The organism is Micromonospora sp. DT227 (assembly GCF_049841835.1).
In the GTDB taxonomy this organism is placed as follows: domain Bacteria; phylum Actinomycetota; class Actinomycetes; order Mycobacteriales; family Micromonosporaceae; genus Micromonospora.
The window spans coordinates 213294-232524 of sequence record NZ_JBNCLA010000007.1 but is presented as its reverse complement, the minus strand read 5'-3'; the positions used below and the strand labels follow the sequence as shown (position 1 = coordinate 232524).

The 19231-nt window shown below is 71.9% G+C and carries 17 protein-coding genes and 1 tRNA gene; 5 read left to right on the top strand and 13 right to left on the bottom strand.

Annotated features, from left to right (window positions below):
- Window position 1 precedes the first annotated feature (1 nt).
- Window positions 2-886 (bottom strand): LysR family transcriptional regulator, encoded by an 885-nt coding sequence (locus ACLQ2W_RS23985; protein ID WP_425788796.1) that lies wholly within the window; start codon window positions 884-886, stop codon window positions 2-4.
- A 72-nt stretch (window positions 887-958) separates the two neighbouring features.
- Between ACLQ2W_RS23985 and ACLQ2W_RS23980 the strand changes: the two genes are divergently transcribed.
- Entirely contained in the window at window positions 959-1615 is a 657-nt protein-coding gene (locus ACLQ2W_RS23980) for a type 1 glutamine amidotransferase domain-containing protein (RefSeq protein WP_425788794.1), read from the top strand.
- A 139-nt stretch (window positions 1616-1754) separates the two neighbouring features.
- Here the strand turns inward: ACLQ2W_RS23980 and ACLQ2W_RS23975 are convergent, their stop codons facing one another.
- From ACLQ2W_RS23975 to ACLQ2W_RS23965, 3 genes are all read right to left on the bottom strand, one after another.
- Complete coding sequence (locus ACLQ2W_RS23975; RefSeq protein WP_425788792.1) at window positions 1755-2369, bottom strand: histidine phosphatase family protein; 615 nt, start codon at window positions 2367-2369, stop codon at window positions 1755-1757.
- Window positions 2370-2435: 66 nt separating this feature from the next.
- Window positions 2436-2870 carry a VOC family protein gene (locus ACLQ2W_RS23970; RefSeq protein WP_425788790.1) on the bottom strand — a complete coding sequence of 145 codons (435 nt, stop codon included), beginning with the start codon at window positions 2868-2870 and terminating at the stop codon, window positions 2436-2438.
- A gap of 10 nt (window positions 2871-2880) precedes the next feature.
- Window positions 2881-3336 carry a helix-turn-helix domain-containing protein gene (locus tag ACLQ2W_RS23965; RefSeq protein WP_425788788.1) on the bottom strand — a complete coding sequence of 152 codons (456 nt, stop codon included), beginning with the start codon at window positions 3334-3336 and terminating at the stop codon, window positions 2881-2883.
- A 197-nt stretch (window positions 3337-3533) separates the two neighbouring features.
- Here ACLQ2W_RS23965 and ACLQ2W_RS23960 point away from each other — a divergent pair, with 197 nt between their 5' ends.
- Complete coding sequence (locus ACLQ2W_RS23960; protein ID WP_425788786.1) at window positions 3534-4214, top strand: DUF4386 domain-containing protein; 681 nt, start codon at window positions 3534-3536, stop codon at window positions 4212-4214.
- Window positions 4215-4256: 42 nt separating this feature from the next.
- Here the strand turns inward: ACLQ2W_RS23960 and ACLQ2W_RS23955 are convergent.
- Window positions 4257-4333: transfer RNA gene (locus ACLQ2W_RS23955), tRNA-Thr, on the bottom strand.
- Between the two features lie 364 nt (window positions 4334-4697).
- Here ACLQ2W_RS23955 and ACLQ2W_RS23950 point away from each other — a divergent pair.
- The gene (locus ACLQ2W_RS23950) at window positions 4698-5789 is read left to right on the top strand and encodes an ABC transporter ATP-binding protein (protein ID WP_281934499.1); all 1092 of its coding nucleotides are present in this window, start codon (window positions 4698-4700) and stop codon (window positions 5787-5789) included.
- A gap of 61 nt (window positions 5790-5850) precedes the next feature.
- Here the strand turns inward: ACLQ2W_RS23950 and rlmB are convergent, their stop codons facing one another.
- Together rlmB and cysS are read right to left on the bottom strand one after the other, a co-directional pair.
- Window positions 5851-6975 (bottom strand): 23S rRNA (guanosine(2251)-2'-O)-methyltransferase RlmB, encoded by a 1125-nt coding sequence (gene rlmB / locus ACLQ2W_RS23945; RefSeq protein WP_425788784.1) that lies wholly within the window; start codon window positions 6973-6975, stop codon window positions 5851-5853.
- Window positions 6975-8390 carry a cysteine--tRNA ligase gene (gene cysS, locus ACLQ2W_RS23940; RefSeq protein ID WP_425788782.1) on the bottom strand — a complete coding sequence of 472 codons (1416 nt, stop codon included), beginning with the start codon at window positions 8388-8390 and terminating at the stop codon, window positions 6975-6977. The genes rlmB and cysS overlap by 1 nt, the downstream gene beginning before the upstream one ends.
- Before the next feature lie 63 nt (window positions 8391-8453).
- Here cysS and ACLQ2W_RS23935 point away from each other — a divergent pair, with 63 nt between their 5' ends.
- Entirely contained in the window at window positions 8454-9101 is a 648-nt protein-coding gene (locus tag ACLQ2W_RS23935) for an IclR family transcriptional regulator (protein WP_425788780.1), read from the top strand.
- A 192-nt stretch (window positions 9102-9293) separates the two neighbouring features.
- Here ACLQ2W_RS23935 and ACLQ2W_RS23930 read toward each other — a convergent pair whose 3' ends face one another.
- A complete protein-coding gene (locus tag ACLQ2W_RS23930; RefSeq protein ID WP_425788778.1) occupies window positions 9294-10130 on the bottom strand; it encodes a transposase family protein in 837 nt (278 codons plus the stop codon).
- A complete protein-coding gene (locus ACLQ2W_RS23925) occupies window positions 10127-10252 on the bottom strand; it encodes a hypothetical protein (protein WP_425788776.1) in 126 nt (41 codons plus the stop codon). Before ACLQ2W_RS23925 ends, ACLQ2W_RS23930 begins: the two co-directional genes overlap by 4 nt.
- Window positions 10253-10552: 300 nt before the next feature.
- On the opposite strand from ACLQ2W_RS23925, the gene ACLQ2W_RS23920 reads away from it, so the two are divergent.
- On the top strand, window positions 10553-11821 hold the full coding sequence (locus ACLQ2W_RS23920) for a hypothetical protein (RefSeq protein ID WP_425788774.1): 1269 nt from the start codon (window positions 10553-10555) through the stop codon (window positions 11819-11821).
- A 124-nt stretch (window positions 11822-11945) separates the two neighbouring features.
- Here ACLQ2W_RS23920 and ACLQ2W_RS23915 read toward each other — a convergent pair whose 3' ends face one another.
- From ACLQ2W_RS23915 to ACLQ2W_RS23900, 4 genes are all read right to left on the bottom strand, one after another.
- Window positions 11946-15494: a hypothetical protein gene (locus ACLQ2W_RS23915; RefSeq protein ID WP_425788772.1), complete on the bottom strand. Its 3549-nt coding sequence runs from the start codon at window positions 15492-15494 to the stop codon at window positions 11946-11948.
- 252 nt (window positions 15495-15746) lie between these two features.
- The gene (locus tag ACLQ2W_RS23910) at window positions 15747-17438 is read right to left on the bottom strand and encodes a S8 family serine peptidase (protein WP_425788770.1); all 1692 of its coding nucleotides are present in this window, start codon (window positions 17436-17438) and stop codon (window positions 15747-15749) included.
- Between the two features lie 90 nt (window positions 17439-17528).
- Complete coding sequence (locus tag ACLQ2W_RS23905) at window positions 17529-18227, bottom strand: HAD family hydrolase (protein ID WP_425788768.1); 699 nt, start codon at window positions 18225-18227, stop codon at window positions 17529-17531.
- A complete protein-coding gene (locus ACLQ2W_RS23900; protein WP_425788766.1) occupies window positions 18224-19186 on the bottom strand; it encodes an EamA family transporter in 963 nt (320 codons plus the stop codon). The genes ACLQ2W_RS23905 and ACLQ2W_RS23900 overlap by 4 nt, the downstream gene beginning before the upstream one ends.
- Window positions 19187-19231: the final 45 nt, after the last annotated feature.

Below are 19231 nucleotides of genomic sequence, written 5' to 3'. Positions count from 1 at the left end.
GTCACCAGCCGGCCGCCGCCGCGTGCAACGTCCGCCGCACGGCCTCCGTCTCGCGCCGCCCGGCCGCCGCCGGCCGGGCCGCGAGGAAGAGCGTGTTGAGTGGCGGCACCGGCGGCGCGAGCAGTGCCCGCACCGCGCCCGAGGCCAGCTCACCCCGGCAGAGGTACGCCGGCAGCACGCTCACCCCGGCGCCCGCCACCACGGCCGACCGGACCGCCCGCAGGTCGGCCACGACCAGGCTGGGAGTGCGGGTGAGCCGGGTGTCGAAGACAGTGCGCCAGTAACGGCGCAGGATCGGCGCCTCCTCGCCGTAGGCGACCAGCGGCACGTCGCGCAGCGCCGCCGGGGTCACCGGGCCGGCCAGCCGCTCCGCCCAGACCGGCGCCGCCACCAGCACGAACTCCTCGTCGTAGAGCGGCTCGACGACCACCCCGCGCCGGCGTGGCCGCACGCTCGTCACCGCCAGGTCGAGCCGGCCGGCGACCAGGTCGTCCAGCAGCCGCTCCGGCATCCCGGCGACCACCCGCAGCTCCAGGCCGTCGGCCACCAGGCCGGCAAGTGCCGGCAGCACCCGCTCACCGAGCAACTCGGCCGGCCCGCCGAGGAAGACCGTCCGGGCGTACGCCGCGTCCGGTTCCTCGATCAGCACGGCGGCGAGCCGGTCCAGTGGCTCGGCCACCCGGCGGGCCAGCTCGTCCCCGGCGGCGGTCGGGGTGACGCCCCGGGGCAGCCGGTCGAACAGCGGTCGCCCGACCGCCTCCTCCAACGCCCGGAGCTGCGCGGTCACCGTGGGCTGCGCCACACCGAGCAGTTCGGCCGCGCCGGTGACCGACCCGGCCCGGTGCACGGCGAGGAAGCTGCGGAGCAGGTCCAGCGACACCTTCACATCAGCAAACCTATCGCCAACGTGACTCTCGCCTATTGGTCAGCTATGGCTCGGCGCGTCAGCATGGTGGACATGACTCGTGCACTCATCGCGCTGACCAGCCATTCCGACCTCGGCACCACGGGCCGCAAGACCGGCTACTACGTGGGCGAGGCCGCCGAACCGTGGGAGGTCTTCCGGGCCGCCGGGTACGACGTCGACCTGGTGTCGGTGGCCGGCGGCGAGCCGCCGACCGACGGCCGGGACAGCGACGACAAGACCCAGAACGACTTCCTCGCCACCGCCGGCGTGACGGACACCCCGAAGGCGGCGGACGTCGACCCGTCCGGTTACGACGTGATCGTCTTCGCCGGCGGCCACGGCACGATGTGGGACTTCCCCGACGACCCGGACCTGGCCCGGATCGCCCGCTCGGTCTACGAGCGCGGCGGCGTGGTCGCCGCCGTCTGTCACGGCCCCTCCGCGCTGGTGAACCTCACCCTCTCCGACGGCGCGCGGCTGATCGCCGGCAAGCGGGTGGCCGGCTTCACCAACGACGAGGAGGCCGCCGTCGGCCTCACCGACGCGGTGCCGTTCCTGCTCGCCGACAAGCTCGCCGAGGCCGGCGCGCAGCACGTGCCGGCGCCGAACTTCACCGAGCACGTGGTGGTCGACGGCCGCCTGGTCACCGGCCAGAACCCGCAGTCCGCCCGTGCCCTGGCCGAGGCCGTGGTGAAGCTGCGCGGCTGAGCGGCGGCGCGGCGCCGGTCGCCCGTGCCCGGCCCGGCGCCGACGTGCGGGTGGCGGCGCGCAGGTGCCACTCCGGCTCCCCGCCGACCGGGTCGGGCCGGCCCGCCGGCTGCCCGGCGCGGACGGTGCGGTGCACGCCTCAGAAGCGGTAGTCGTCCGGCAGGCCGGTGGCGCGCAGTTCGGGCGGCAGGTGGGCGGCGTCGTTCAGCGCGACCACCGTCGGCGGGCCGGCCGAGCTGTAGCGGATCACGGTCAACGCGCAGTTGGCGTGGTTGAGCCCGATCCACCGGCGCTCCGGCGCCTCCAGGGCGTGCCGCACCAGCCAGGCGACCAGGAAGTTGTGGGTCACCACCAGCTCACGGACGTCGCCGGAGGCGGGGGCGGCGGCGAACCGGGCCACCGCCCCCGCCGTCACGCGCGGCCCGTCCCGCCGGTCCCGCTCGGAGAACTGGGCGAGGAACGCCGCGTACCGCTCCGGCAGGCCGGCCGGGTCGGTGTCGTGCGGCATGTGGTCACCGGCCCGGTCGTCGACGCGTACCGGAACACCCGGCAGCTCCGCCGCGACCAGCGCGGCGGTCTCCGCGGCCCGGGCCAGCGGCCCGTGGTGCACGGCGTCGAGACGCGCGCCGCGCAGCCGCTCGCCGAGCAGCGTCGCCTGGCGCCGACCCCGCGCGGAGAGGCCGATCTCCGGAGCCTCCGTCCCGGCATCCGCCTGCTCACCGTGCCGGGCCAAGAACAACAGTCGGCTCGACATCGGTCATCCTCCAAGATCGGAAGAGTCCGACCCTAGTCGGCCGCTCCCCGATCCCGCAGCCCGTGGTCAGCCGTTCGCCCACTGCTCCCGCGGGTGCATCTGGCCGATCCGGATCCGGTTGCCGAACGGGTCGCGGATGCCGAAGTCGATCCCGTACGGCCGGTCGGTCGGCTCGTCGGTGACCTCCACGCCCTTGGCCACGAGGTCCGCGTACGTCTGGTGCGCGTCGTCGGTGGTGAGGAACAGGAAACCGCCGGTGGCGCCCTTGGTGAGCAGCTCCCGGACCTGCTCCGCGGTCTTCGGGTCCAGCGCCGGCGGGCCGGGCTTCTCCAACAGGATCTCCCGGCCGGGGTCGCCCGGCACGTTGACCGTGAGCCACCGCATGAAGCCGAGATCCTGGTCGGTGTTCACCTCCATGCCCAGCTTGCCGACGTAGAAGTCGAGGGCCTCGTCCTGGTCGAGCACATAGATCTGAGAGCGGGAGATCGAAGTCATCGTCATGACGAGGACGCTAGAGCAGGCCCCCGGCCTGCTGCTTATCCAAAACTGCACGTTTCGCGTCGCGGCCCGCGGCGGCGCTCGGGCGCATCCATGCCCTGGTGAAGCAGCTCGGCACGTCGGCCGGGGCGGCCTTGCGACGCCGGTAGGCCGACGGGGACTCACCGACGATGTCGTGGAACGTCCGGCTGAACGTGCCGAGGCTGCCGAACCCGACCAGGTGGCAGATCTCGGTGACCGGTTCCGCGGTGCGCACCAGGAGGTACATGGCCCGCTCGATCCGGCGGCGTTGCAGGTAGCGGTGCGGCGTCTCGCCGAACGTGGCCCGGAACGTGCGGATGAAGTGCGCCTCGGAGACGTACGCGATCCGGGCCAACGCGGGAATGTCCAGCGGCTGCGCGTACGCCCGGTCCATCGCGTCCCGGGCGCGCAGCATCGCCCGGTTCGACTCCTCCACCGCCCGACTCATCCCACCTCCCGCTGTGCAAGGAAGGGCACCCTGTTAACGCATTCTGCAGAGGAGGGGCCCCCTGTTAACACCACTCATCGTTCCACCCGATGACGCGGCGAGGACTGCCCGAGCGGCCGATCCGCCGACGCGCCGATCCGCAGCAGGGTGAAAGCGTGACATCCGTCGATTGACCGATCGCGCCGGACGGAGCCGCCATGGACGCACTGCGGAAGACCTCACTCGTCGCGGGCGGGTGCTACGTGCTCACCTTCGCCTCGATCCCGACCCTCACCCTGTACGCCCCGGTGCGCGAGGCGGACTACCTCGTCGGCAGCACGTCGGAGACCCCGGTCGTGGCCGGCGGCGTCCTTGAGGTGATCGTCGCGCTCGCCTGCATCGGCACAGCCGTCGCGCTGTTCCCCGTGCTCCGGCGACAGGGCGAGGCGCGGGCGTTGGGTTTCGTCGCGGCCCGGGTCCTCGAAGCCGGCGGCATCTTCGTCGGCGTCGCCAGCCTGCTGACGGTCGTGGCCCTGCGCCGGGCCGGCGCCGGAGCTGACGCGCTGGTCACCGGCCAGGCGCTTGTCGCTCTCTACGACTCGATGTTCCTGCTCAGCCAGAGCCTCATGCCGGCCGTGAACGCGCTGTTACTGGGATCCCTGCTGTACCAGTCCCGCCTCGTCCCGCGTGTTCTGCCGCTGCTCGGGCTCGTCGGGGCGCCCCTGCTCGTCGCCGCCGACATCGGCGTGCTCTTCGACCTCTGGGACCGGCTGTCCCCGGTGACCGCGATCGCGGCCCTCCCGATCGCGGTGTGGGAGTTCTCGCTGGGCGTCTATCTGATCGTCAAAGGCTTCCGGCCCGCGCCGATCACCACCGGCACCCGGGACGCCACCGGCTGACCGTCGTGCGAGCGCTGTCGGCCGGGGAACGTCCTGTGGAATTGGAGCCCCCGGCCGGGATCGAACCGGCGACATCTCGCTTACAAGGCGAGTGCTCTGGCCAGCTGAGCTACAGGGGCGCGTGTGACGGGCTCAGCATAGCGACTGGGCTCGGGAAATCCCGCCTGGCAGGGCTCCCGAGCACGGAAAACGTCAGTTACCTCACCGGGTCGGCCGGCCGATCGTCCACTGATAGCGCTCACAGCGGGGAGATTGATGCCTCTCAGTGCTCGACTGACCGAAATGTGTATGCCGTCCGTCCCACCCGCTGCGTCTCGTCTTGGCACGAACGCGAAAGCCGTTTACGGTGCAGTGACACGGACGACACTCCGGCCGGCCTCGGCTGCCCGGGCGACGCTCCCGTTGGCCGGCACCCTGGGTGCCGGTCGCTCCTTCACTCGGATCGTCCGGCACGTTCCTGCCGGTGAAAGGAAGCGCTTCATCATGGCTACGGTCACCTACGCGAAGGCGTCCCGGATCTATCCGGGCACCGAGCGCCCCGCCGTCAACCAGCTCGACCTCCAGATCGGTGACGGGGAGTTCCTCGTCCTGGTCGGCCCGTCCGGCTGCGGCAAGTCCACCAGCCTGCGGATGCTCGCCGGCCTGGAGGACGTCGACGACGGCGCCATCTACATCGACGACCGGGACGTCACCCACCTCCCGCCGAAGGCCCGCGACATCGCGATGGTCTTCCAGAACTACGCGCTCTACCCGCACATGACGGTGTACGAGAACATGGCGTTCGCGCTCAAGCTGCGCAAGACCTCGAAGTCGGAGATCGACCGGCGGGTCAAGGAGGCGGCCGGGCTGCTCCAGCTCGAGGAGTTCCTCAGCCGCAAGCCGAAGGCGCTCTCCGGCGGTCAGCGCCAGCGGGTCGCCATGGGTCGCGCGATCGTCCGCGAGCCGCAGGTCTTCCTCATGGACGAGCCGCTGTCGAACCTCGACGCCAAGCTGCGTGTGCAGACCCGTACCCAGATCGCCTCGCTCCAGGCGAAGCTCGGCGTCACCACCGTCTACGTCACCCACGACCAGGTCGAGGCCATGACCATGGGTCACCGGGTGGCGGTCATGCTGGACGGTGTGCTCCAGCAGGTGGACACGCCGCGGGCGCTCTACGACACCCCGGCCAACGTCTTCGTCGCCGGCTTCATGGGCTCCCCGGCCATGAACATCAAGACGGTGAAGCTGACCGACCAGGGCGGCGTGTTCGCCGAGATGATCATGCCGCTGACCCGCGAGCAGATCGAGGCGGCCCGCGGCGAGGGCGGCGACGGCAAGGTCACCGTCGGCTTCCGCCCGGAGGACTGCGACCTGGTGAGCCCGTCCGAGGGCGGCATGCCGGTCGTGGTCGAGCTGGTCGAGGACCTGGGCTCCGACGCCAACATCTACGGCCACGCCGCGCTGGAGGGCCACAACGAGCGGTTCGTGGTCCGCACCGACCGGCGCAGCATGCCGAACATGGGCGACACCGTGTTCGTCAAGCCGCGCCCCGGCCGCAGCCACGCCTTCCACGCCACCACCGGCCAGCGGATCTGACGTACGCGAAGTAAAAGGGGCGGCCCGCCACGGCGGACCGCCCCTTTTTCGTGCTTGCGGGTCAGCCCTCGACCGCGCGGCGGCGGGCGACCTCGGCGAGCGTGACCGCGGCGGCGACGCTCGCGTTGAGCGACTCCACGTCGGAGATCATCGGAATGCTGACGGTCAGGTCGCAGGTCTCGCCGACCAGGCGGGACAGCCCGCGCCCCTCCGAGCCGACCACCACGACAAGCGGGCCGACCGCGGCCTCCAGGTCGTACAGGTCGGTCTGCCCGTCGGCGTCCAGGCCGACCACGATGAAGCCGGCCTCCTTGCACGCCTTCAGCGACCGGGTCAGGTTGGTGACCTGGGCGACCGGAACGCGCGCGGCCGCGCCGGCGCTGGTCCGCCAGGCGGTCGCGGTGATCCCGGCGGCCCGCCGCTCGGGCACGAAGACACCCTGCGCGCCGAACGCGGCGGCCGACCGGATCACCGCGCCGAGGTTACGCGGGTCGGTGACCCCGTCCAGCGCGACAAGCAGCGGGGCGGCCTGCTCCAGCGCGGCGGTGACCAGGTCGTCGAACGACTCGTAGGCGAACGGCGGCACCTGGAGGCCGACGCCCTGGTGCAGCACCCCGCCGGTCATCCGGTCCAGCTCGGCGCGGCTCACCTCGAGGATCGCGATGCCCCGGTCGGCGGCGGTGCGGACGATCTCCTTGACCCGGTCGTCCATGTCGATGCCCTGCGCGGTGTAGAGCGCGGTCGCCGGCACCTGGGCGCGCAGCGACTCCAGCACCGGGTTCCGGCCGACGAGCAGCTCGGGGCTGTCCTTCGCCGGGTTCGACTTGCGCCCCGGGGAGACCCGGGGCCCGCCGGACCGGCCGCCCGGCTTGCCGCCGCTGCGGCCCTTGGCGGTGGGTACGCCCCGACCGCCGCCCCTGCCCCAGGTGGTGTCCTTGCTGCCGGGCTGGCCGATCTTGGGCGCGCGGCCCTCCTCGGCCGCGGCGCGGCGCTCCTTGTCCTGCTTCCAGGCGGTGCGCTGGGGCAGCTTCTCGGTGCCCGAGTAGGCCTTGTGCCAGGGACGCTCGTCGGCCGGGAGGGTGCGCCCCCGGCCGGCCAGGGAGTCCTTGTTCTTGCCACCGGTGCCCTTGGGGGCGCCCGCCTTCGGCGTCAGTCGCCGGCCACGGCGCTGCGAGTTGCCGGCCATCAGTCCTGCTCTCCAATAGTCCAACGCGGGCCCTGGGGGGTGTCCTCGACGACCACCCCGGCCTGCTTGAGCTGGTCACGGACCGCGTCGGCGGCGGCCCAGTCCTTGCGGCCACGGGCCTGCGCGCGCTGCTCCAGGGCCAACGCGATGAGTGAGTCCACCACGCCGCGCAGGTCGTCCGTGCGGTCGCCACCGGTCCAGGCCGGATCCAGGGGGTCGACGCCGAGGATATCCAGCATCGCCCGCGTGGCGGCCAGCGTCGTGCGGACGGTCACATCGTCGCCGCCGCTCAGCGCGGTGTTGCCGTCCCGGACGACCTCGTGCAGCACGGCGAGCGCCGCCGAGGTGTTGAGGTCGTCGTCCATCGCCGCCACGAACCCGGCGGGCAGCTCACCGGGTCGGCCCACGCCGACCCGCTCGACCGCCCGCTGCACGAAGCCCTCGATCCTCCGGTACGCGACCGCGGCCTCGCGCAGCGCGTCCTCGGAGTAGTCGATGCGGGACCGGTAGTGCGCGGCGGCGTAGTAGTAGCGCAGCTCCACCGGGCGCACCCCGAGCGAGGCCACGTAGTCGAGGTCGAGCGTGTTGCCGAGCGACTTGCCCATCTTGGTGCCGCCGATGCCGAGCAGGCCGTGGTGCACCCAGTAGCGGGCGAACGGCAGGTCGGCGGCCTGCGACTGGGCGATCTCGTTCTCGTGGTGCGGGAACGTCAGGTCGAGCCCGCCGCCGTGGATGTCGAACTCGGCGCCCAGGTAACGCCAGCACATCGCCGAGCACTCGATGTGCCAGCCGGGCCGGCCGCGGCCCCACGGCGACGGCCAGGCGGCCTCGGTCGGCTCGCCCGGCTTGACGCCCTTCCAGAGCGCGAAGTCACGCGGGTCGCGCTTGCCCCGGTCGGGGGCGTCGCCGGCCGGCTGCATGTCGGCCGGGGCCTGCCCGGACAGTGCGCCGTACGCCGGCCAGGACGCCACGTCGAAGTAGACGTCGCCGGAGCCGTCGGTGGCCGGGTAGGCGTGCCCGGTCTCGATCAGTCGGGCGATCAGCTCGTGCATCTCCGGAATGTGACCGGTGGCCCGCGGCTCGTAGGTCGGCGGCAGCACGTTCAACGCCCGGTAGGAGGCGGTGAGGATCTGCTCGTTGGCGTACGCGATCGACCAGAACGGCCGACCCTGCTCGATGGCCTTGGCCAGCACCTTGTCGTCGATGTCGGTCAGGTTGCGGATGAACGTGACCTCGAACCCGTTGCCCAGCAGCCAGCGACGCAGCACGTCGTAGTTGACGCCGGAGCGAAGGTGGCCGATGTGCGGGGGCGCCTGGAGCGTGAGACCACACAGGTAGACCCCCACCTTGCCGGCTTCCCGCGGGACGAAGTCCCGCACCGATCGGGTGGCGGTGTCATACAGGCGTAGCGTCACCTCCCAAGGGTAGCCCTCCACACATTTCCGGGTTGGCCCGAGCCGGGTCGTACGCTGCGTGCTGTGGACACGGCGGCACGCCCGGGAGAGACCGCGCAGACCCTGGACCGGGGTCTGCGCCTGCTGCACCTCGTCGCGGACGCGCCGGGCGGGCTGACCGTCACCGAGGCCGCGCACCGGCTCGGCATCGGCCGGGCGGCCGTCTACCGGCTGGTCGGCGCGTTGACCGCGCACGGCATGCTGCGGCGCGACGGCGAGGGCCGGCTGCGGCTCGGTATGGGCGTGCTGCACCTGGCCCGCCGCGCGCAGCCGCTGCTCGCCGAGGGCGCGCTGCCGGCGCTGCGCCGGCTCGCCGAGCGGACCGGCGCGACCGCCCACCTGACCGTGGTGGAGGGCGGCGAGGGGGTCGCGCTGGCCGTGGTCGAGCCGAGCTGGACCGCGTTCCACGTGGCGTACCGGACCGGTTCCCGGCACCCGTTGGAGCGGGGCGCGGCCGGCCGGGCCGTGCTGGCCGGGCGGGCCGGCGAGTCCGGCCCGGTGAGCACCAGCGGGGAACTCCAGTCCGGGGCGTACGGGGTGGCGGCGCCGGTGCTGGGCGTGCCGGGCCTGGAGGGCAGCGTCGGCGTGGTCTCGCTGACCCCGCTCGACGTGACCGAGGTCGGCGCCCAGGTGACCGCCGCCGCCGAGGCGGTCGCCGCCGCGCTCTGCTGACCGCGCCCGCCCCGCCGGGCGGCCGGGCCTGTGGGGTGGGCTGGCTGGCGGGCTGGCGGGCTGGCGCAAGTTCGGGGAGCTTGTCTCATCCTGTTTGTGCTGGTCGGGAGGTGTTGCCGTGGTGGTGTGAGGTGTTTCCTGGCTGGTCGGTGGGTTGTTGATCTCATGGTTGATCGTTTGCCTGGTGCAGGCTCAGCGGGCGATCTGGGCGTGGGTGAGGACGAGCAGTGCTCGGACCAGGGTGGTGGCGTGGGCGCGCCAGTCGCGGCGGAGTCGGTGCAGGATGCGCCAGTTCTTCAGGTGGGCGTGGGCGTGTTCGTTGGCGACGCGTTCGCGGGCGATGATCGCGTTGGTGTTTTTCTCGGCGGGGGTGAGTTTGTGGTTGCGGCTGGCGCGGCGGCCGACGATGACGGTGGGGTCGGTGTCGGGTTGGTCGTCGAGGCGGGTGTGGAACCGGTCGCAGATGACCGCCAGGTGGTGTCGGCGTAGTCGTGGGGGCAGGCTTAGGCGTTTGGCGTGGGTGGCCTCGTGCAGTCGTGCTGGTTGCGCCGCGGAGGCCCACAGCAGCCGGCCGTGCTGGTCGGTCACGGTGATCACCCGCAGGTGGTGGGTCTTGTGTTTCGGGCACCAGAACCGTTTCTCGGCTCTGCCGGCCGGGCTGTGCACCGGGATGCAGGTCCCGTCGAGCAGTAACACCGGATCCTCGTTGGCGCGCCGGGCGGCCAGGACTCGGTCCAGGCGGGGCGCGCTACGTGCCAGGACACCGACGACCTGTCTGACCCAGCGGCGCACGCTGTGATGCGACACCCGGTACGCGGCGGCGAGATCAGCCGGTCGTTCTCCCTTGCGTAGCACCGCGAGAACAATCAGGACGCAGGTCAGGTCGGGCAGCTTGCGCCACCGTGACCTCACCTCGCGACGGTGGCGCCGCAGGGCCTGTCCGGCGATCGTGAGGGTCTGGGTCGACAACGGCAACCGGGCCTGATAGACCAATGCCGTGCCCTCGGCGGGCAGATCGATGTGTGTCACGACCAGCGATCCTCGCCGAGGGCTCCCTTCATGCCCGGATGCCACGCCCACACACCGACCAACACCCGGCAGATGATCACCGCGGAGATCAACACACCCCTGGTCAGCGACTCGACACCCACCACACCACCGTCAAGACCCCCTCACCAGCACAAACAAGATGAGACACGCTCGGGGAAGTGGCGGCATCCGCCCGGGTCGTATATGCCCACCTCGGCGAAATGACGGCGCCACCCGCCGCGGATACGCCCATCTCGCCGGAACGGCGTCGCTCCGCGCCGCGGCGCGTTTCGGGGAACGGGTGCAGGTCCCTAGCACATCGCGGGTGTCGGTGGGGGCTGTCCACAGGCGTGGTACGGACTCGGCCGTGGTGGTTGTCCACAGGGGTGTCGACAGCCGCCTCGGAGCCCCACGCTTGCCGTATGCCACCTCACCCTCATCGCCCGCCGCAGTTGGCCTGGCAGGTCTTTCGTGGCTCGGACGCGGTCCGGCGCGGCCTTCTCTCGCGCCACCACCTCCGGGGCGCGTCCTGGCTCCGACTCCGGCATGACGTCTACGCCGACGCCCGCCTCGACCGCGACCACGAGCTGGCCTGCCGCGCCGTGTTGCTCCGCATGCCGCCCGGCACGTTGATCGCCGGACCGTCGGCGGCCTGCCTGCACGGGGTCGAGCACGCCGCCGACTTCACCGACGACGTGCACGTCCTGCTACCGGCCACGGTCCGAGCCGACTCCCAACCCGGCGTCCGGGTGCACCACGCCCCGGTGTCCAGCACCCGCAGCGGCCTGCTGGTCCCCGCCGGCACCGCCACGGCACCGACGAGCACCGCCGCGCCGACCGGCTTCGGCCCGATGCCGGCACGCGCCGCCATGTCGACCGGCACGACCACTCGGCGCGGCGCGGGCAGACGACTCCCGGCCGTCCGGCCACCCGACGCGGTGGACCCGGGCCGGCCGCCGGTTCGGCACCGCCCGCCGCGTCCGGCCGGTCCGACGACTCCCCCCGGATCGCCGGCCGGACCGACCGGTCCCCCGGAACTGATGAGACCACCCGCCCCGGCCGGGCCACCGAACCTGAGAACGCCCCACCTGGCCGGGCCGCCGGACCCGAGAACACCCGCCCCGGCCGGGCCACCGGACCCGAGGCCGCCCGGTCCGGCCGGGCCGCCGCCCCGCACCGCACCCGTCGCCTGCGCCTGGGAGACGGCGGTCTGGGCCGATCCCGTTCGTGCCGTCGGCATCATCGACGGGCTGCTGCGCATCCGTGCGGTCAGCCCGGCCGGGCTCGCCACCGAGGCGGCGCGGAACGCCGGCCGTCCGGGCGGCCGGCGGGCGTCCTGGGTGTTCGGCCTGACCGACGGATGCGCCCAGTCACCGCCCGAGTCACATCTGCGGGTGCGGCTCGTGCTCGCCGGTCTGCCGCGCCCGGTGGCACAGCACCCGGTACGCGTGCCGGCCGGCCCTGTCCTGCATCCCGACCTGGCGTGGCCGGAGTTCCGCGTGGCGGTCGAGTACGACGGTCGGTGGCACGCGGATCCCGATCGGATGCACCTCGACCGGTGTCGGCTCAACCAGTTCGTGAGGGCTGGCTGGCTGGTGCTGCACGTGACCGGTCGACGCCTGCGCCAGGAGTTCCCCGCCCTGGTCCGCGAGATCCGCGCCGCGCTGGTGGCCCGCGGCTGGCGTCCGTGACCTCTCCACTCCGGCGCACCGGTCCGAACACGCGCACCCCGTCGCGCCACCTCGCCGGTGTCGCCTCACCACTCGGACAGGCGGCGACGCCCGGGAGATCCGGACGCCGCCGCACCGGTTCCGGTCAGGCCGGCGTGGTCACGGCGATGGTGCCGCTGAACGCCGAGCTGCCGAACGAGTTCACCGCCTGGATCCGGTAGTAGTAGGTGGTGGACCGGGCCCGGCCGGTGTCGCTGTAGCTCCGGGCGCTTCCGCCCAGGGTGAAGGTGGCCAGGTTGGCGGTGAACGCCACATTGGTCGCCCGCTGGAGCACGAAGCTGGTGACCACGCTGCTGGCGCTCTCCTGCCAGGTGAGGTTCACGGTCGCGGTGCCGCCGGCCACGGCGACGGCGGTGCCGGCGAGGTTCGTCGGGGCGGCCGGCGGCCCGCCGACGGCGATCGTGGCGGTGTTCGACCAGGGCGAGCCGACGCCGAGATAGACGGTGCGCACCCGGTAGTAGTAGGTGGTGCCGGCCACGACCGTGGTGTCGGTGTAGCTGGTCGCGTTGGCGGCCAGGGTGACGGTGGTCAGCCCGGTGGTGAAGGCGGGGTTGGTCGCGCGCTGGAGTTCGACCGAGGTCGAGTACGACCGGTTGATCCAGCTCAGGGTCACCCGCACCGGGCTGTTGCCGGGTTGGGTGGCGGTCAGGTTCGTCGGGGCGGTCAGGCTGGTCACCCCGGAGGCGGTGTTCGACCAGGCGGAATAGCTGGCGCTGTTCTCCCGCCGGACCCGGTAGAAGTAGGTGACACCGGGCACCGCGGTGGTGTCGGAATAGGTGGTGGCACCCGCCGCCAGGGTGACCGTGGTGAGCCCGGCGGTGAAGGAGGAGTTGGTCGAGCGCTGCACGACGACCTGGGTGGCGGCCGGCAGCCCGGTGGGGTTTGTCCAGTTCAGCACGATCGCGGGTGGGACGGTGGCCGAGCCGGCGTTGACGGTCGCGGTCAGGTTGGTGGGTGGCGCCGGGGACACCCGGATCACCATCGGCCGCATCATGTCGAAGTCCTCGTGGTCGACCATGTGGCAGTGCCAGACGTACTCCCAGCCGAAGTTGTAGGGCTCGTTGGTGACCACGGCCGGGTCGCCGGTCTGTGGGTCGATCTGCGTGAAGCCGTTGGTGGTGCCGGGGGGCTGCGTCGGGTCGAGCAGCCGGACGCTGTCGCCGACCTTGAACGGCAGGTTGACCGGCAGCGCGGGCCGCATGGCGACGATGCAGTCCTCCAACGGGTTCATCCGCACGGTTTCCTTCCAGCCGACCTCGTTGGCGTCCGGCGGCTTGTAGACGCCGTCCCAGCCGACCCGGTTGACCAGTTGGACGTTGAAGTAGTGGAAGTGGACGAAGTGGGTGTCCACCCCGTTGTGCGTGATCTTCCAGATCTGGGTGCCGTCACCGGCCGAGCCGACCGGGGTGGCCAGGTTGGACATGGAGAGGATCTCGGTCGGCGGGTCGATGTAGCCGAGCGGGATCGTGGTCTGGATGAACGCGCTGGTCTTGGGCAGCTCGACGCCGAGCGTCGGCAACATCCGCCCGTAGACCGGGTCGAACTCCTCGACGATCGCCTTCGGCTGAAGGTCGAGGGTGACCGGGGTGGTGCCGCCCAGCGGGACGTAGGTGATGGTGGTGTCCTGGATCGCCACGTAGTGGTTGGTGGAGTTGGTGCCGAACGCGGCGTTGTACGCCTCCTCCGGCACGATCGGCTTGGGCTGGCTCTGCCCGTACGCCTGGGGCAGTCGCGTCCGGAGCCGGGCCAGGTCGAACGGCGCGGCCGGCGTGCCCACGACGCGGATCTGCATGAGCGTGCGGGTGTTCGGGCCGTAGCCGGGCTGGGTGGTGGGTGCCCCGCCGGTGTCGGTCTGGTCCGGGTCCCCGGTGTAGTAGTCGTACCGGGTGTCGTAGGCCGGCATCGCCGCCGGGGCGTCGTTGTAGAGGATGAGCGTCGAACCGGGTGCGACGGTGGAGAAGTCGACGATCACGTCCGCGCGTTCGGCCGGCCCGATCAGCAGCGAGTGGTCGGAGACGTTGAGCACCGTGATCGAGCGGCGGTCGTACTCGTAGTTGATGGGCTGGGGCGGGATGATGGCGACCTCCGGCAGGAGCCCGCCCTCGTTGCCGATCTGGATCCAGTCCGGGCCGACGGCGGCCGGGTCGGGCACGCCGCCCTCGCGACCGTCCGTGGGCCAGGTGGGCGGGAAGGCCGGGTTCGGGCACGCCTCGACCATCGGCACCTCGCCGGCGGCGCCGTCGTTCAACGTGCCGTCCGGCTTCCACATCGTGCCGTTCGAGGCGGCGTGGTAGAGCTGGAGGTTGAGCGCCCGGTCGTTGCAGGCATTCAGGATCCGGAACCGGTACGCCTTCGGCTCGACCTGCAACGTCGGGTAGGCGCAGCCGTTCACGACCGGGGTGTCCATGAACGCCTCCTCCGTGATGGTGGGCAGCGGTGTGCCGGGCTGCACCGGCGGCTCCCAGGGCCGGGTGACCGGGTCGTAGTACGGGTTGGGCACCGGGCCCTGCTGGATGCCGGTGAACGGTGGCCAGAACCACGGCCCGTAGTCCCAGCGGCCCATCGGGTTGGCACCGGCGGCGTTGTACGGGTTCTGGTTGGGCATGTAGACGTGCGGCATCCACAGGCTGCTCTGCCCGCCCCAGTTGACGGTGTCCCACGTCGGGTCCTGCCGGGCGAGCTGGGCCGGTGGCGGCACGAACGTCTTGTCCTGGATGACCAGGGGGAGGTCGCCGGGCGGGATGACCCCGTCGGTCACCATCTGCTGTTCGACCGGGTCCTGGAGGATCAGGAGCGCGAACTGCCCGCTGTACGGGGTGAGGCGGGTGATGCCCTCGGTGTGGTCGTGATACCACATCATCCGGGCGCTCTGCTGCATCGGGAAGTAGAGCGTGACCGCGCCCGGTCCGGGGTCGGGCATGTCCGGCACGTTGGCGTAGCTGGCGCCGCGCGGGTAGGACGTCACCTCCCCGGCCGGAGTGAACCACTGGAGCGGGGTGCCGTCGCTGATCCACGGCGTCTCGGAACCGTGCATGTGCATCACGGCGCGGTTCTGCGTGTAGAGCTCGGTGTTGTTCAACGGGCCGGTGCCGGCGCCGGTGAGGGTGGTGTCGACGGGCAGGAACAGCTTGCCGGCCGCGCCGGTGGGCAGCAGGTTGAGGAACTTGATCCGCACCGGCCGATTCCGGCGGGCGTAGATGAGCGGCCCGCAGTAGTAGGGGCGGACCGGCGGCGCGATGGTGTTGTGCCCGCTGGGGTCGGTGCCGTTGTTGACCTGCCGATATCCGCGCAGGCGGGTGGGGGGCGCGAGGTCCCGGTTGAACATCTTGCCGTAGTCCTGGACGCAGATCTCGTAGTAGTCGCTTCCGGGGTAGGTGATGGTGTCGGGCACCGCCACCGGGATGTAGTGGTTGAGGTCGTTGGCGTTGTTCGGCCCGACGCCGGGCAGCGAGTCGACGAACTTGCGGACGCCGGTGCCCGGCTGCACCACGCCGCCGACGACGGTCGGGAGCGCGGTGTTGGCGTAGTTGGGCGTGAATCCGAAGTAGTCGGGCGGGTCGCCGGGGCCGAGCGCCGGCTCCTCGGCCGCGTTCTGCTTCGGGATGGCAGCCTTGCGGATGGTCTCCTCGGACATGGTTCTCCTCCTCGCCGAGGGCCGCCGCGGCACCACAGCCCGTCGACCCAATGATCACTCTCGGTGATAATTCGAGTCGAAGAGGTCGGTCAATGGAAGGGACCTTCGGCCCTCACCGGGGGTTTGAGCTGCACAAATGCCATTTCGCACCAACCGGACAGCGACCGGCGGGAAGACCACTGTGTGCAATCGCCGACACGGAGAAGCCCGGGCGACGTACGTCGCCCGGGCTTCTCGGAACCGCGAATGTCGTTACGGCCGCGCGTTGGGCTTCAGCGGCGTCTTCACCGCGGCGAAGGCGTCGACGATGCCGTAGCCGTAGAAGCCGTTGAAGTTCAACGAACCCGCGCAGTACGCGTTGTACGTCTCGTCCCGGCCCTCGTTGGTGTAGGTCTGGAGCCGCGGCTCCGGGCAGGCGTGCTCGGCCGCCGTCCGGTAGAGGTGCTGCTCGACCTGGTCCGGCGCCATGCCGTAGCCGTTGCGGCCCTGCTGCTTGCCGTACCGGCTGACGATCAGCGCGGCCACGCCGGAGACGTGCGGGGACGCCATCGACGTGCCCTGGAGGTAGGTGTAGTAGCCGCACTCACCCTTGGCCGTGCACTGCTTGAACACCGAGTCCTCGAAGCCGGCCACGATGTTGCCGTCCTCGTCGACCGACCCCTCCTCCTGGAGCACCTTCTTCGGGTACGTGGAGAGGATCATGTTGGCGTCGGTGCGGTAGGTGTCGGTGCCGAAGCCGTCCCGGAACCAACCACCCGGCGCCGCCACCGAGATCTGCTCGGTGCCGTAGTTCGAGTAGTCGGCCTTCTTGCCGGACGGGCCGACCGCCGAGACGCCGATCACGTGCGGGCCCTCGACCGGCAGGTCCCAGCAGCTCGCGTTGTCGATCGGGCGCGGGTACGGCGGGGTGTCACCGTAGTCCGGGCTGCTCTCGTCGGTCCGCGGGGCGCCCAGGTCCTCGTTGTTGTTGCCGAGCGAGCCGACCAGCGTGACGCCCTTGCGGTGGGCGAAGGTCAGCGCCCGCTTCATGGCCTCGATGATGGTCCGCTGCTCGGCCTGCTGCTCCGGGTTGTCGGCCGGGTTGGCGGTGCAGTTGTAGAGCCACGGGTCGACGTAGAAGGACATGTTGACCACGTCGAGCCCGGAACGGCCGGCGTGCACCAGCGCGTTGACCACCGGGTTGAGGAAGAAGTAGCCGCTGTCCTGGCCGCCCTTCAGCTCGACCAGGGAGACCTTCGGGGCCACGCCGGAGAGGCCGAAGCCGTTGGCGGCGGCGCCGATCGTGCCGGCCACGTGGGTGCCGTGACCGCCGTCGTCGGTGCCGACCGGGTCGAGGCAGCTCGCCACCTCGCACGGGCCGTCGACGTCGGGGATGTCCGGCGCGAAGTTGCGGGACAGCGCCCAGTTGAAGTTCGGGGCCAGGTCGGGCTGGCTGGCGTCGACGCCGGTGTCCAGGACGCCGACGGTGACCCGGCGGTCGCCCGGCTCGATCTTGCGCGCCTGGTCGGCCCGGATCATGTCCAGGCCCCAGAGCTTGTCGTCCAGCGGGTCCATCTTCTTGGCGTTGCCCTTGGCGACCTTGCCCTTGGCCGCGGCGGCGGCCACCAGGTGCTCCTGCTCGACCCGGTCGAGCTTGGGCTTGCGGCCGATCGCCTTCTCCTCGGCGGCGCCGAGGAGCGCGCCGGCCGCGGTGGCGCGGCTGGCGAAGTCCGCCCGGTCGCTGCGCACCTGGAACAGGCCGACGTCGTCGGTGCGGGAGACGACAGTGCCGCCGGCCGCCTTGATCGCGGCGATCGCGGCGTCGGTGGAGACGCCGCTCTCCGCCAGCACGGTGAAGGTCCGGGTGCTGGTCGGCGCGGCCGTCGCCGGAACCCCCAGACCGGTCACCGTGAGTGCCAGCGAGGCCGCGACCGCGACCGCACCGGCGGTGAAGCGCTTGCTCACCACATTCAGATCCTCTCGTTGAGGGACGTGGCAGTCATCCCACATCACGGGAGCGGGTTTCGCCAGGTGTGCGCCCGGAATACGCCACAATCAGGCATTCGCGCTCGTCAACGCGGCGATCACCCCGGGCAGCTCGGCCAGCGTGGACACCTCGGCGTCGGGTTCGAGGCCGGCCGGCCGGGGCAGTCCGGCCCGGTTGAGCCAGACGGCCCGCAGGCCGGCGCGCTGGGCGGCGACCACGTCATGTTCCGGCGAGTCGCCGACGTGGACGATCCGGGTGGCGGGCAGCCCGGCGGCAGCCACCACGGCGGCGAAGAACGCCGGTGCCGGCTTCTTCGGCAGGCCACCCTCGTGCGCGTACAGGGCGAAGGCGAACCGGCCGTCGAGGCCGCAGCGTTCCGCGCGGCTGTTGCCGTTGGTGGCGAAGCCCAGCAGGTGGTGCGGGCGCAACGCGGCCAGCGCCGGCAGCACGTCGGGGAACGGCCGGCTCAGGGCGTACCGGCGGGCGAAGAAGAGCGCCGCGAACTCGTCCAGGTGGGCGTCCAGCCCGGCCCGGGTCAGCGACCGGGCCAGCGCGGCGCGGCGGATCTCCCCGACCGGGGCCGCGCTGAGCGCGCCGAAGACCGCACCCCAGTCCCCCTCCAGGTCCGCGAGCGACACCTCGGCCGCCGCCGGGGTCCACCGCCGCATCTCCTCGAGTACGGCCACCAGCGCGCCGGTGACCGCCGGGCGCAGGTCGACAAGGGTCTCGTCGGCGTCGAAGACGACGGCGGTCCGGGGTGCGGTCACCGCTCACCGACCAGCGCCGCCCCGGCCGGGGCCGGTGACGCCTCCCCGGGGCCGGCCCGCAGCTCGTCCACCCGGACCAGCGCGACACCGCCGACGATGAGCACGCCGCCGACCAGTTGGATCGCGCTCGGCAGCTCGTTCAGCACCAACCAGGCGATCAGCACCGCGAACATCACCTCGGTCAACCCGACGAAGGAGGAGAGCCGGGCGCCGAGCAGCCGCGCCCCGGCGACCCCGGCCAGGTATGCGACCACGGCGGCGATCAGCGACAGCCCGACGATCGGCACCAGCCAGCTCACCCGGTGCCCGGCGAAGCTGACGTCGGCGGTGCCGGCAGCCAGTGGGAGCACCCCCAGCCCACCGAGCAGCAGCAGCGCCACGGCGCCGACGGCCATGCCACCGCTGGCCATCACCGCCGAGGGCAGTTCGGCGTCGACACGGCCGGCGATGACGTAGTAGCCGGCCAGCCCCACGCCGGCGCCGAGCCCCCAGAGCACGCCGGCCGGGTCGAGCCGACCGGCGCCGGTGAGGTCGAGGACGAACACCAACCCGGCCAGCGCGGTGAGCGAGCCCGCCACGGTCAGCACCCGGGGTCGCTGGCCGTGGACCAGCCACATCCAGCCGACCACCAGCACGATGCCGAGGTATTCCAGCAGCAGCGCCACGCCGACCGGGAGGTACCGGACCGCGTTGAAGAAGCATGCCTGGGCCAGGGCCACCCCGAGCAGCCCGAACAGCACCACGGTGAGCGCGTTGCGGCGCAGCACCGGCCAGCGACCGCGCAGCACCAGCAGGGCGGGCACGGCCAGCACCAGCGCGGCGATGCCGACCCGGGCGATCACCACGGCGACCGCCGACCACTCACCGGTGATCAGCGGTCGGGCGAACGTGCCCGAGGTGGCGAACGTGAGCGCGGAGAGCAGGGCCAGGCCGAGCCCGGTGCCGGACCGTTCGCGCATCGACATTCCCCTGGTCATGAGTGAAGAAGCGTTACGCTGATGACG

Excerpts from the sequence above, each read along its gene's own strand:
- ACLQ2W_RS23980 (WP_425788794.1), top strand. The coding sequence starts at position 959 with ATGACTCGTGCACTCATCGCGCTGACCAGCCATTCCGACCTCGGCACC.
- ACLQ2W_RS23975 (WP_425788792.1), bottom strand. The coding sequence starts at position 2,369 with ATGTCGAGCCGACTGTTGTTCTTGGCCCGGCACGGTGAGCAGGCGGAT.
- ACLQ2W_RS23970 (WP_425788790.1), bottom strand. The coding sequence starts at position 2,870 with ATGACGATGACTTCGATCTCCCGCTCTCAGATCTATGTGCTCGACCAG.
- ACLQ2W_RS23965 (WP_425788788.1), bottom strand. The coding sequence starts at position 3,336 with ATGAGTCGGGCGGTGGAGGAGTCGAACCGGGCGATGCTGCGCGCCCGG.
- ACLQ2W_RS23960 (WP_425788786.1), top strand. The coding sequence starts at position 3,534 with ATGGACGCACTGCGGAAGACCTCACTCGTCGCGGGCGGGTGCTACGTG.
- ACLQ2W_RS23950 (WP_281934499.1), top strand. The coding sequence starts at position 4,698 with ATGGCTACGGTCACCTACGCGAAGGCGTCCCGGATCTATCCGGGCACC.
- rlmB (WP_425788784.1), bottom strand. The coding sequence starts at position 6,975 with ATGGCCGGCAACTCGCAGCGCCGTGGCCGGCGACTGACGCCGAAGGCG.
- ACLQ2W_RS23920 (WP_425788774.1), top strand. The coding sequence starts at position 10,553 with ATGCCACCTCACCCTCATCGCCCGCCGCAGTTGGCCTGGCAGGTCTTT.
- ACLQ2W_RS23915 (WP_425788772.1), bottom strand. The coding sequence starts at position 15,494 with ATGTCCGAGGAGACCATCCGCAAGGCTGCCATCCCGAAGCAGAACGCG.
- ACLQ2W_RS23900 (WP_425788766.1), bottom strand. The coding sequence starts at position 19,186 with ATGCGCGAACGGTCCGGCACCGGGCTCGGCCTGGCCCTGCTCTCCGCG.